General features: G+C 63.0%; 11 protein-coding genes and 1 tRNA gene. 7 read left to right on the top strand and 5 right to left on the bottom strand.

Annotated features, from left to right (window positions below; translation table 11 throughout):
- Nucleotides 1-2 precede the first annotated feature (2 nt).
- From AC2A1F_RS08760 to AC2A1F_RS08745, 4 genes are all read left to right on the top strand, one after another.
- A complete protein-coding gene (locus AC2A1F_RS08760) occupies nucleotides 3-824 on the top strand; it encodes a hypothetical protein (protein WP_484208382.1) in 822 nt (273 codons plus the stop codon).
- 3 nt (nucleotides 825-827) lie between these two features.
- Nucleotides 828-1058, top strand: coding sequence for a hypothetical protein (locus AC2A1F_RS08755; RefSeq protein WP_484208381.1), 231 nt, complete (start codon nucleotides 828-830; stop codon nucleotides 1056-1058).
- Nucleotides 1025-1369 (top strand): hypothetical protein, encoded by a 345-nt coding sequence (locus AC2A1F_RS08750; protein ID WP_484208380.1) that lies wholly within the window; start codon nucleotides 1025-1027, stop codon nucleotides 1367-1369. Before AC2A1F_RS08755 ends, AC2A1F_RS08750 begins: the two co-directional genes overlap by 34 nt.
- Nucleotides 1370-1645: 276 nt before the next feature.
- The gene (locus tag AC2A1F_RS08745; protein WP_484208379.1) at nucleotides 1646-2842 is read left to right on the top strand and encodes a hypothetical protein; all 1197 of its coding nucleotides are present in this window, start codon (nucleotides 1646-1648) and stop codon (nucleotides 2840-2842) included.
- Here the strand turns inward: AC2A1F_RS08745 and AC2A1F_RS08740 are convergent, their stop codons facing one another.
- Both AC2A1F_RS08740 and AC2A1F_RS08735 read right to left on the bottom strand, forming a co-directional pair.
- Nucleotides 2843-4489 (bottom strand): Eco57I restriction-modification methylase domain-containing protein, encoded by a 1647-nt coding sequence (locus AC2A1F_RS08740; protein WP_484208378.1) that lies wholly within the window; start codon nucleotides 4487-4489, stop codon nucleotides 2843-2845.
- Between the two features lie 166 nt (nucleotides 4490-4655).
- Nucleotides 4656-4730 (bottom strand) — tRNA-Gly (locus AC2A1F_RS08735).
- Nucleotides 4731-4964: 234 nt separating this feature from the next.
- On the opposite strand from AC2A1F_RS08735, the gene AC2A1F_RS08730 reads away from it, so the two are divergent.
- Nucleotides 4965-5861: a tetratricopeptide repeat protein gene (locus tag AC2A1F_RS08730; RefSeq protein ID WP_484208377.1), complete on the top strand. Its 897-nt coding sequence runs from the start codon at nucleotides 4965-4967 to the stop codon at nucleotides 5859-5861.
- 5 nt (nucleotides 5862-5866) lie between these two features.
- Nucleotides 5867-6496, top strand: coding sequence for an LON peptidase substrate-binding domain-containing protein (locus AC2A1F_RS08725; RefSeq protein WP_484208376.1), 630 nt, complete (start codon nucleotides 5867-5869; stop codon nucleotides 6494-6496).
- Nucleotides 6497-6646: 150 nt separating this feature from the next.
- On the opposite strand, the gene AC2A1F_RS08720 is transcribed toward AC2A1F_RS08725, so the two are convergent.
- From AC2A1F_RS08720 to mutS, 3 genes are all read right to left on the bottom strand, one after another.
- On the bottom strand, nucleotides 6647-7267 hold the full coding sequence (locus tag AC2A1F_RS08720; protein WP_484208375.1) for a MarC family protein: 621 nt from the start codon (nucleotides 7265-7267) through the stop codon (nucleotides 6647-6649).
- A gap of 3 nt (nucleotides 7268-7270) precedes the next feature.
- Nucleotides 7271-8071: a hypothetical protein gene (locus tag AC2A1F_RS08715; RefSeq protein WP_484208374.1), complete on the bottom strand. Its 801-nt coding sequence runs from the start codon at nucleotides 8069-8071 to the stop codon at nucleotides 7271-7273.
- Between the two features lie 67 nt (nucleotides 8072-8138).
- Complete coding sequence (gene mutS / locus AC2A1F_RS08710) at nucleotides 8139-10808, bottom strand: DNA mismatch repair protein MutS (RefSeq protein WP_484209011.1); 2670 nt, start codon at nucleotides 10806-10808, stop codon at nucleotides 8139-8141.
- A gap of 66 nt (nucleotides 10809-10874) precedes the next feature.
- Between mutS and AC2A1F_RS08705 the strand changes: the two genes are divergently transcribed.
- Nucleotides 10875-12587 carry a hypothetical protein gene (locus AC2A1F_RS08705; RefSeq protein WP_484208373.1) on the top strand — a complete coding sequence of 571 codons (1713 nt, stop codon included), beginning with the start codon at nucleotides 10875-10877 and terminating at the stop codon, nucleotides 12585-12587.
- The last annotated feature ends 48 nt before the right edge of the window (nucleotides 12588-12635 follow it).

Here is a 12635-nt window from a genome sequence, read left to right as displayed (position 1 = left end):
CCATGACCACGCCGCTTGACGAAAGCACGCTCGTCCGCAGCGACGTGCCGCTGAATATGCACCCCGATGCCCTCCTGGGCTTCAATGCCACTCTCGAACAGCCCAACACTCTGGGCGTGTCCGTCGTGTCCGCCGGGCGGGAAGCGCTGCGCCTCTGCTACGACCTATTTGGGCGGATGAACGATGCCGAGCGCGACTTGCAGGCGGCGGCGGAACCAGCGGTGCGTCGCCAGCATCCCGCCGACCGGGGCGGGCGCACCGAAATCACCGGCAATGTCCGCATGGTCAACGGCAAGCCGACCCGGATTGTGAACACTGAGGACTTTGTCGCGGCGGCGGAACAGGCGTTCGCTCGCACGTCCCCGGCGGTGGACCGCCGCATGACGGAGTTGCAGGGCTATCGCGACGCGCTGGCGAAGCGCGTGGAAACGGCGCTCGACGCGCCCGCCCGGCGCACCCCGGAAGGGCTGGCGCTGGCGAGCGAGGTACGGTCGCACATCAAGGCGTTGAAGCGCCCGGACCAGCGGGCCAAGTTCGTCATGGACGCGTTGGAGGCGGGCGACCTGCCCACGGTTTCCGCCGTCCTTCACGCCCCACCCTTCCTGTCCGGCCTCGACGCTGGGATGCACGCGGTCATCCGAACGCGGGCGGCGGCGCGCTTCGCGCCCGTCGATAGCGCCCAGCTCGACGCAACCGACGTGACCATTGAGCACGTCGCGGCGGCGAGCAGCGCCATCGTCAAGCGATACGGCGGGGTGCTGGCGCTCCGCAATATGCCGGTCGTTCAGGCGGAAAAGTCCGTCAAGGCATTGCGGGAGGGCTGACCGATGGCATGGCCATACACCTACACCAAGATCAACACGTTCCGGCGGGGCGTCCTCATCGCATACACCGTCAAGGACGGCGTCCCCACTAAGGGCGAGGTCGAGCAGTATCTCGACCGGACGTGGATTGGCGGCTTCCTCCGTAAGAAGAAATATTGGCGGGCCAAGCGCCCGAGCGGGAAGGTCGTCGCCATCCGCGCGTGGACCAAGGAAAGCGCGGCGAAGAAGCTATGAGCGATGCGATCTCCCGCTTGCTGGCGGACGCCTATGTCGCCCGCCATGCGACGCCAGCCCCCGGCCATAGCCCAGCGCTCGAAGAGGCTGCGCGCTTCGCCGCCACTACCCGCGCGGCGGCATTGGAAAGGGTGCTGGCGGACTTGCGCCGGGGCGTCGAGCCGCGCGAGGCAGATATCGACCCCCTCTGGGCGGATCCGGCGGCACACCTGCGCTACCTCGACGCCCGCGACGAGGCCTTGGCGCTCCACGGCGGGCGGCTGCGCTGGGACCGTGGCCCGCGTCCCGGCGATACGGACGACGAGGCATGACGGCACAGCCCGCCTCCCCTCTGGGCAAAGGTCCACGCCTCCCCGGCGCTCAGCCGAGGCGGGGGCGATACGTGAAGGGAGGTCCGCCCGGCTCGACAACCCGGCCATGCCTCATGTGCAGCACGCCCTTTGCCAGCGAAGGGCCGGGGCATCGCTTGTGCAAATACTGCCGCCTCAGGGCGGCCGACATGAGTCCCTTCTCACCGTAAGCTAAAGCGAAGCCATTGCAGTCGATCGGGATTGCTGGCTACGATGTTCCCCCAACAGGGGGTACCGGTGTCGTTAGAACTGATTCTGCAAGGGCTGACTAAGCGGACACACGCCGAAGTTATCGGCGAAATGTTCGCGCAAGACGTCGAGCGCGCTATCGTAAGTGTTGCCTTCGTCTCGCAGGACGGCGTGGACCATATTGCGCCATTGCTGGCAGCCCACGCCAACAAGATCACGGTATACGCAGGCATCAGAAACGAAATAACTTCGGCCCAAGCTCTTAAGAGGCTACTGGAAATAGGGGTTTCACTATACGCGGTTGACACCGGAACGCGAATGCTGCTGTTCCACCCGAAATTATATTATGTGCGCACAGGCGCTTCGGCCAAGCTGTCCGTAGGCAGTGCAAATCTCACTTTAGGAGGTTTGAACAATAACATCGAAGCTGGTGTCTTAGTCGATCTGTCGTTTGACGATGCCCATGATGCAGCGTTCGTAGAAAACTTGGAGGCATCTTTTGACGGCCTGACAGGCGAACACCCTGAAAATGTATTTGTGATCGCGAACGAGGCGATGGTGAATGTACTGTTGGATGCAGGACGACTGATCGACGAACTGGCGGCACCGCCGCCACGCGCTGCTACAAAAGCGAAGGCAGGCAGCACAGACCCGACACCTCGCATGAAGATGCAGCCAAAGGCACTGCGAGGCAAAGCCAAGGCCAAAGGTCCGCCCGCAGCCCCAGCTCCGGTTGTTGCGCCTATCCAACCAGCGGCAGCGGCTCCCGTTGCAGCCTCGCCGGGGAATGCCGCTGGCGCTTCTACGACTATCGCTCCCGATTTGGAATTGGTCTGGGAAAGCAAACCCCTGAGCCGACGGTCACTTGGTATTCCCACCGGCCCGAACTCCAATCCGACCGGATCGACTACGCTTGGCTCCGGCACATTCGATGACATTGACCGGGTAACTTATTTCCGGGATGATCTATTTGGGCATCTCGCCTGGGCCTTGAACGGTACGATAGAAACTGCAGATCAACAGTTTGATCTCGTTATAAAAGGAGTTCTGGTCGGTACGTTTGACCTGACGCTGAGGCACAGTCTGACACGAGCGGCAGCGGCGGCGGCAGACCATAACTCCCCGACCAGCCTGAGCTGGAACGAGGCTCGTCCGCTTGTCGCGCGCGAGGATTTGCTTGAGCGGACAATGCGTATCTGGCGCTCAACCGCTGATCCGACAGAGTTCCAAGTCGAAATCGACTAGTTAGGCCTCAAGCGTATCCGTTGAAGTTCGATGTCTCCGATCCCGCAGCTTACGCCAACCTTCTAATGCACGGCCTTGCTTCGCCTTGGAGATGCCCAGCGCGCCGAGGACAATCTTCCCCTGCCGCTCCAACGTTTCGTGCGTCGGTCGAGTACGGATAGAGGCGTCCAAATCTCCTAGGTCGGGCGTGACCCCTTTGGGGAGAGGTATTATTAGCCGTTCGATTTCGGACGGGATAAGTTCGAGTACGCCGCCGCCGTAGTGTCTTCCTTCGAGTTCCGCACTTAGCGCCGTTAGCGGATTAATGAAGCATCCCACCAGCCGTTCGCCCTCGCCCTCGCGGGTACGGATGCGATAGGCTGTGTCCGTGGTGTAGGCCCCTATCTTATTGAGGATGAGGCGCGGTGTGTCGTGACACCGTTTGAGCATTCCGACTTCGGTCGAATAGACCGACGGCACTTTGTACCACGGGGCGCGGATACGGCATTTATATCTGGTGTGCAGATTTTCGGCCTCGCCACGCTCGATATATTGGCGTGCCCGGCTCGACATTTTATTGGGAGCGTCATCGAACCAGAGGAAGTTGGTTGGACTTCCCTTCTCCGCATTCGCGGCGTGTTGGCGTTCGTCATAGATCACGCCGGGGCAGTGTTCGCTACGGCCAAACATGGGATGAGCATATTTGGCTAGGTTATAGCTACTTACCGTCTCGTCGGGGACAAGGAAGAACTTATTCGCGCCCGTAACGATACCAACGTCAACGCGCGCGATATCATCGAAGCGATGAACGTCATTATGTGCTTCGAGTTCGTCGAACAGCTCGCGCGTCTCTAGATCGAGCAATGCCCGTGTCCATTTGCCTGCGACCGTCTTTCCGTTGATCGACTGCGGCTCTGCAAACACCTCAGCTGGGGGCCGACGAAGAAACTCCCGGCCTCGCACTGGCACCATGCCAAGGCCCTCGGCCTTCTGGCGAGCATTACCGCGCTTCTCGGCCATAAGGATCACAGCGCCTTGCAACGTACCATCGAACCACAGTTCCTCCGGGTCGATGATGACAAGCCGACGACACTCTTTGCCAAGATAGCTCCGCAGCGACTGGGCGTGGGTGACGTGGATGATCTCGGCCGGAACAACCATCGCCAACCGGCCACCCGGTCGAAGCAACGACATTGAGGCGAGGATGAACGGCACCCACGCATTTGTGTGCTTGGTGAACTTTAGCCCTAGCTCATCGAAGATTGTGGCGGCCCGCGTCTGAAATTCCGGCGGGAGAAACTGATAACGGACGAATGGCGGATTTCCTACTACCGCGTCGAAGCGTTCGCCGCCCCTTGCCATATTGTCTATGGCCCAGCCTAGGAAGTCTTCCGAACGAATGTCCGCATGGCGGAGGCCAAGCTCCTTGGCGCGTCGCGTCGCCTTGCCCGCTTCGTCATCGTTAAGTTCGAAGCCGGTAAGGTTCGCTTTCTGAAAGCCGCCAACATCGGCCATCGCCTGGAAGAAGATGCCATCGCCGCAGCTCGGCTCAAGGATCTTGCTTGGTTTAAGGTCGGCAACCCAACGGGAAATGAAGGACGCAAGATCGAGGGGGGTGTAGTAACCACCCCGTAGCTTCTGGGCCGTTTGATCCTCGATGAATTTCACGGCCACTCCCTTGACGTTACCCCATTTGGGGAATCTTAGAGTCTGCGATTCCGAGGGGCAAACTAATAATAAATTATGCTCCCCCGCCTGCTCCCCCAAAGCCCAGAAACAACGAAGGCTGCCTCTCGGCAGCCTCGCTAACCATCGGTAATTACACCGGAAAAACTGGAGCGGGCGAAGGGATTCGAACCCTCGACCCCAACCTTGGCAAGGTTGTGCTCTACCCCTGAGCTACGCCCGCTCGTGCGTTTCTGGCCGGGTGGGGAATGTCCCTTCCGGCTGGGGTGTGGGGGCCTCTAACCATGAGTCGGCATTAGCGCAACAGCAAAATTGCACCCGGTGCGAAGTCTTTGGGCCGTGGCGCGTTTCCTCTTGCCGATTGGGTGTGCGACACCACATTGTGCGGCAAATCCTGAAGTGCACCTAAAACACACCTAGATGCACCTGAACCTGTCGGAGACATACCTTGGCCAGCATGGGGCTTAGCCTGGACGAACAGAAAGCGGTTGATCGTTTTCGCACCAACGTGGTCGAACCGTCGATGACCAACCTGGTCATTCTCGATTTCTGGGCGGAGTGGTGCGGGCCTTGCAAAGCGCTCACTCCGGTGCTTGAAAAAGTGGCGGCCGAATATGCTGACAAGGGCGTCGTGCTCGCCAAGGTGAACGTCGATGAAGAACAGTTCATCGCCGCGCAGTTTCAGGTGCGCTCGATCCCGACCGTCTATGCCATGTTCCAGGGCCAGCCCGTGGCGGACCTGACGCCAGCGCGCGGCGAAACGCAGTTGAAGCAGTATCTGGACCAGTTGCTGGCCAAGCTGCCGATTCAGGTTGGTGAAGTTCAGCAGGACGTCACGCCGCTGCTGGCGATGGCCGAGGACGTTCTGGCTGAGGGCGATGGCGACCGCGCCGCCAGCATCTTTGCCCAAATTGTTGAAATCGCACCGGACAATTCGCTCGCCCATGCCGGGCTGGTGCGCGCGCTGCTTTTGGCAGGACACAAGGACGAAGCGCAGGGCGTGCTCGATTCGCTTAGCCCCGAAATGGTGGCCGATCCGGTGTTTGCGCAGGCGCGCTCTGCGCTTGCGCTGGCTCTTGACGCGCCGGAGGAAGCCGAGCTTGCCGCTTTGCGCGCCGCTGCGGCTGAACGTCCGGCCGACATGGACGCGCAACTGGCCTTTGCCAACGCGCTTTATGCAGCCGGCGACCGCGACGAAGCCGCGGCCAAGCTGCTGGCGATGATAGCGGCAGACCGGGCGTGGAACGATGGCGCGGCCAAAGCGCGTCTGCTGCAAATCTTTGAGGCAACGGGCCTCGAAGATCCATGGGTTGCCGCCGCCCGGCGCAAGCTTTCCACAGTACTGTTCGGATAAACGCGATGGCAGCAGCGACCAAACCAGTGCGCTTGTCGGTATTCCCGCTGACCGGAGCCGTGCTCTATCCGGGGCTGCAACTGCCGCTGCACATTTTCGAACCGCGCTATCGTGCGATGGTCAGCGATTCCTTGGCGCGTGACCGGCGCATTGCGATGATCCAGCCCCAATCGGCCGAACCGGGCGCGCCCTTGTTCAACATAGGCTGCGTGGGCAAGATCGTGGATGTCGAGGCGATGGAGGATGGCCGCTATAACTTGCTGCTGGAAGGCAAGTCCCGCTTTCGCGTGATCCGCGAACTGGAAGTGACCACGCTGTTCCGCCAGGTTGAAGCTGAACTGATCGAAGACGACATGACCGAGGCGTTGAGCGCGGTCGAGCGCGCGTCGTTCGAGCGTGAATCGCGCAAGTTTGCCGATGCCCAAGGCTATTCGGTGGATTGGGATTCGGTCGGGAGGCTGGATGACATGTCGCTGATCAATGGCGTATCACAGATCGCCCCGTTCGATGCGGCGGCCAAGCAGGCGCTGCTTGAGGCCAATTCTTTGGGCGCGCGGTGCGAGTTGCTGGTGCAGCTGATGCAGTTCTTCGGCAAGCGCGACAGCGATGATGGCGGGCGAGTGACGCTACAGTAGCTGCATGAACCGCCTCAAGCTGACGCTTGAAGTTTGCACCACCCACCACCCCGCACCCCCGGCCCGACCACCCGACAGGATACACTAGTGGGTGGTTGGGCCAGGTGTCCGGTGCGAGGGAGCGCTGGAACGGTGGTCCCGGTTAACGCATCAAAACTGCGCTCTGATCCCGTCGATCACGAACTGCGCCGCCAATGCTGCCAACAGCACGCCGAGCAGCCGCGTAATCACCGCTTCAACTTGCGAGCCCAGCGCTCGGATCAGCGGGCGGGCGGCGACCAGCGCGACAAAGCTCATCAACATCACGATGCCCAGCGCGCTCAGGATTACGGCGGTTTCCTCTATGCCTTTGGCTTTTGATGTCAGCAGCATGACCGAAGCAATCGAGCCGGGGCCAGCCAGCATCGGCATGGCCATCGGGAAGACCGACACGTCCTCTACTTGCGGTTGGGCAGTGCGCACCTTTTCTGCGCGTTCCTCACGCCGTTCGGTGCGCTTTTCGAACACCATGTCGAGCGCGATCAGGAACAGCATGATGCCGCCTGCTATGCGGAAGCTGTCGAGTTCGATGTGCAGCGCACCAAGCAGGTCTTCGCCGAACAGCGCAAACACCAGCAGAATGCCGGTGGCGATCAGGCAGGCGCGCACTGCCATGCTGAAGGCCTGCTTGGCCGTCGCGTTGCCGGTAAGGCTGGCATAGATCGGCGCGCAGCCGGGCGGATCGATCACCACGAACAGGGTGATGAAGGCGGAGATGAACAGCTCCCACATCGATCAGGCGCCAGTCCGGGCGAAGATGCGGTCGAACACGGGCTTCATCGTGCCGTCCTTCCAGATCCATACCTGATGATGGCGGGTGCCATCGGGCAATACGATGGAGCGCCATGCCAGCGAGCCATCGCGCGATTGGCCGATCCTGGCGTCTGCGCTTGCAGCGATCGTGGTGATGGGCAGTGGCCCTGCCAGCGGCATGAGCGGGGCGTCCTTCCCCCGCTCCTTGCGCTCGCGCTTGCTGCCCGGCGGCGGCGGTGCTTCGCCTTCGGGCCTGCGCCGCACCGGGCAATCTGCAACCGTGCCTTGCACCCAGTCGACTTCGGGCAGCGCTTTGGCCAGCGGCGCGCCATCGTCCAGCACCCACTTCCACGCCGCCTTGCCCTTGAACTGGCGTTCCCAAACGGTGATGTATTCACCGCTCCCCCCTTGAACGCCACCGCCCGGATAGCTGGCACCCCCGATGGTCAGCCCGGCTGATCCATCGCAACTGATCCACGCAGCGCGCGGTGCCCATTGATTTGGTTCGGCAGGGTCCTTGCGGTCTTTCAGCAGCGCCTTTGCCGGCACGCGCTTGCCATCGAACATTTCGGCCGTATCAGCAGCGGTTTCGCGAAACGCAGTCCATTGGCCCTTTTCGCGGGCAAGGCGGGCAAAAGCGATGTCGGCAGCGATCAGCGCGCTGGGATTGGCATAGGCCCGCTGCGGACGGCCTGCGCTGCCGTCTCCGGGCGGAGGAGGGCCGGGCTGAGCAAAGAGGGGCGTGGTGCAGAGGAGGAATGCAGGGAGGAGGATGCGCTTCATGGTGCCTAGTCTAACCGATGGGTCGCGCGCTGCCCACCCCGCTTACCCATCCATCATCATTCCTGCCTCAACCATTCGCCTGAGCTTTCAACTGATAGAGCAGGTCCAGCGCCTCACGCGGCGACAGCGCGTCGATGTCCAGCCCGTTCAGCCGTTCGCGCAAGGCGTCGACCTTCTCCTCCGCAGCCTCGATCGCGGCGGCGAACAGCGGAAGATCATTTAGTCCCGCCGCCAGCCCGCCGGTGGCCGCGCGGCCTTTTTCCAGCTTTTCCAGCACAGACTTTGCCCGCTTCAGCACTGGCGCAGGCACGCCTGCCAGCCGCGCCACAGCCAGGCCATAGGACTTGTCCGCCGGGCCTTCGGCCAGTTCGTGCAGCAGCACCAGATCGCCCTTCCACTCGCGCGCACGGACGTGGTGGAGCGACAGCGCTTCGCACGTCTCGGCCAGCCGGGCGAGTTCGTGATAGTGCGTGGCGAACAGGCAGCGGCACTGGTTGATCGAATGCACCGCCTCGGCCACCGCCCACGCCAGCGCGAGGCCATCATAGGTTGACGTCCCGCGCCCTACCTCGTCCAGAATCACAAAGCTGCGGTCGGTTGCTTGGCTCAGGATCGCAGCGGTTTCCACCATCTCGACCATGAAAGTCGACCGCCCTCGCGCCAGATTGTCCGATGCGCCCACGCGGCTGAACAGGCGGTCCACCAGCCCCACCTTTGCGGCCTGCGCAGGCACAAAGCCGCCCGCCTGCGCCAACAGCACGATCAGCGCGTTCTGGCGCAGAAAGGTGGATTTACCGCCCATGTTCGGCCCGCCAACCAGCCAGAGCCGTGATGATTTTGCGCCACCCTCTCCCGCTCGTCCTGAGCCTGTCGAAGGATGAGCGCTGCGCAACGGTGCTTCGACAGGCTCAGCATGAGCGGGTTTTGGAGTGTTGAGGTAGCAATCGTTGGCAACGAACCGCTCACCCTTAATCGCCAGCGCGGCCTCGACCACCGGATGCCGCCCGCCCACGATTTCAAGGCATGCCTCGTCCACCACCCGCGGCAAAGCCCAGCCGCCTTCAGCCGCCCGTTCAGCCTGCCCCGCCGTCACATCGATCCGCGCCAGCGCCGCTGCCGTGGCCGCAATAGCCTCCTTGGCCCGCACCGCATGGCCGACCAATTCCTCGAAATGCGCCTCTTCCGCCGCCAGCGCATGCCCGCCACTTTCGGCAATCCGGCTGGCTTCCTCGTGCAGCGCCAGCGCATTGAACCGCACCGCGCCCGCCATTGTCTGGCGGTGGGTAAAGCCCGTTTCCGGGGCCATCAGCCGGTCGGCGTGCTTGGCCGGAACTTCGATGAAATAGCCCAGCACCCCGTTGTGGCGGATTTTCAGCGCGGCGATGCCGGTTTCATCGCGGTACTTTGCCTCCAGCGCCGCAATCGCCCGGCGCGCATTGCCCGATACGCGGCGCAATTGATCCAGCCCCGCGTCATAGCCCTCGGCAATATAGCCCCCCTGCGACCGCTCGGTCGGCGGCGCGGGCACCAGGGCACGGGCATAGAGATCGGTCAGCGCGCCGTGGCCCGAAAGCGAAGGCAGCAGCGCCACCATCGGCTCGGGCTTGTCGGTGCGCGCGGCCAGCAAGTCATGCAACCGCCGCGCCTCGCTCAAACCATCGCGCAATTGCCCCAGATCACGCGGAGACCCACGCCCCGCCACCACGCGCCCCAGCGCACGGCCCACATCGGGTAACGCGCGCAACACGCCGCGAATATCGCCACGCAGCAGCGGATCGTCATGCAGCCAGCTGACCAATTCCAGCCGCCGGTTGATCGCCCGCGCATCGGTGAGGGGGGCCGACAAGTCCTCGGCCAGCAACCGCGCACCAGCGCCGGTCACGCAGCGGTCGATGGCTTCCACCAGCGAACCGCGCCGCGTGCCAGTGGAACTCATCAGGATTTCAAGGCTGGCCCGCGTTGCCTCATCCATCGCCATGTGCGTGCCCGCCTCGCGCACCACCGGGGGCAGCAGCAGCGGCAGGCTCCCGCGCCCGACGTGGTCGAGGTAGGAAATCAGCCCGCCCGCCGCCGCCAGCATCGCGCGGCTGAACTGGCCGAAGCCATCCAGCGTGGAAACGCCATGCAGCGCTTTCAGCCGTGCCTCGCCCTCGTCGCTGGAGAACGACCGATTCGGGCGGGAAACGCAATCAGCCGGAGCCAGATCCCATGAATCTGCCGCAACAATTTCACTCGCGCCCAGCCGCGCCAGCGCTGCTCCCATCTGGTCGGGCGCGCACTCTTCCAGCTCCATGCGACCTGTCGAAATGTCGCAGGCGGCAATCCCTGCCACCCCGCGCACATCGCACACCGCGGCCAGCACATTGGCGCGGCGCGGTTCGAGCAGAGCCTCCTCGGTCAGCGTGCCTGCCGTCACGAAGCGCACGATATCGCGCGCTACCAATGTCTTCGAACCCCCGCGTTTGCGGGCTTCTTCGGGCGTTTCTACTTGTTCGGCAATGGCCACGCGGCACCCGGCCTTGATCAGCCGCGCAAGGTATCCCTCCGCCGAATGCACTGGCACGCCACACATCGGGATCGGCACGCCCCCATGTTCGCCCCGGCTGGTCAGCGCAATGTCCAGCACTTGGGCGGCGATCTTTGCATCGTCAAAGAACAGCTCGAAGAAGTCGCCCATGCGGTAGAACAGCAGGCAGTCGGCGGCCTGCTCTTTAAGAGCAAGATATTGCGCCATCATCGGAGTTGGGGCATTAGGCGTCACGCGGAGGTGGCTAGACCAGCCGCGCGTGTTTCTCAAACCATCGTGGCTGGATATCCGCAACTGCGCGCCAAAGTGGCACAGCAAGGGCGGTCTTTGTGGGGTAAGCAGAGCTTGAAGCAAGTGGGCGAAAGCAACTGGCGCGATTCGGTCAAGACGCTGCTGGCGCGCGCCGGTGCGCTGCCGTGGCTGTCTGGTCCCGGCATTGCCCTAGGCATCCTGCTGGTGTGCCTGCCTTTTGCGCTGGTCGATGTGCCGCCCCTGATCGATATTCCCGGCCACATGGGCGCCGCTGCGATCGAGGCTGCCGGTCCCGGCAATCCGCTTGAGCAATACTTTACTTGGAAGTGGGTGTTCACGCTGAACATCGGCGGCGGCGTGCTGATGAAAGTGCTGGGCGCACAGTTCGGCATTCTGGCCGCCGGATGGTGGAGCACGGTGCTGGCCACCGGCCTGTTTGCAGGCGGCTGCCTGTGGACCATCCGCATGCTGAACCCCAAGGGCGGGCACGCAGCGGCATGGTCGCTGATGTTCGTGTTCAGCTTCCCGCTGCTCACCGGTTTCCTCAACTATATCCTCGCCACCGGTCTTGCGCTGACGGCGTTTGGTGCGTCGCTGTGGCTCGAAAAGAACCCGCGCGCCCGCGCTGCAATGCTGATCGTGGCGCAGCCCGTGGCCATGCTGTGCCATGCCATCGGCGGGCTGTTGCTGGCGCTGCTGGTGGGCGCGCATGCCTTTGGTCGCGCGATGGACGAACTGCCTGCAGGCTGGCGTTTCCGTGATTTTGCCAACCGCGAATGGCGTGCCACGCTTGACTGGAAGGCTATCGGGCTGCGCCTCTGGCAGGCCTGCTGGCCGCTGCTCGCCACGGTCATCACGATCCTGCTGTGGAAGGCGTTTTCGCCGCCGGTCAAATCGATGAATATCTGGCGCTGGGATCAAAAGGCGTGGTCGTTTGTGCTGACGCTGCGCGATCAGTCAAAGCTGCTGGATTTCACCACATCAATCATCGCCGGGTTGCTGGTGCTGGTCGGGCCATTCCTCGGCGCAAAGTGGCGCTGGCGGCAGGGCCTGCCCGCGCTCACGGTGTTTCTGCTGTTCCTTGCCATTCCCAGCGACATAAATGGCTCGTCCTTCGTCGATATCCGTCTGCTGCCGGTGGCCGCGATGCTCGGCCTCGGTCTGCAGGACTGGAGCGGCGCGCGCCGCGTGCAATGGGCAAAGGCGGTGGCCTATGTCGGCATGGCGCTGCTGGCGGTGCGGCTGGCGGTCACAGCGTGGAGCTTCAACGACTATGCCGTTGATTACAAAAAGCAGCTTTCGGCGCTGACGCACGTAGAGCCGGGCAGCCGCGTTCTGGCCTTTGTCGAACATTCCTGCATCGATGAATCGTGGCGCAACACCCGGCGCGATCACCTTGCCAGCCTTGCCAGCCTCTATCGGCAGGCGTGGGTCAACGATAACTGGGCGGTGCCGGGCCTGCACATGGTGGTGCCGCGCTTCCGTCCGGGCCGCAATTTCACCGCCGATCCATCCGAATTCGTCTGGTCGCGCCGCTGTGCGGGCGGTTGGCGGCGCAATGTCGACAGTGCGCTGAAGGCCGCCCCGATTGAGCGGGTCGATTACGTCTGGCTGATTGATACCGGCCTGCCGCGCCGCGCCGATCCGCGCCTGCAACTGGTGTGGCAGGAAGGCCGCAGCCTGCTGTTCAAGGTCCGCCGCTTGGGCATTCCCAGCCGGAAATTGCCAGAACTGTAAGCGCGCGCCACTGTAACGAAATGTCATGCCGCCGATCTGGCGTCTGCG

The sequence above is a fragment of the Novosphingobium sp. HNCC26BN242 genome (assembly GCF_057180525.1).
Note: the sequence above shows the minus strand (reverse complement) of the source record. Positions and strands in the feature narration are given on the sequence as shown.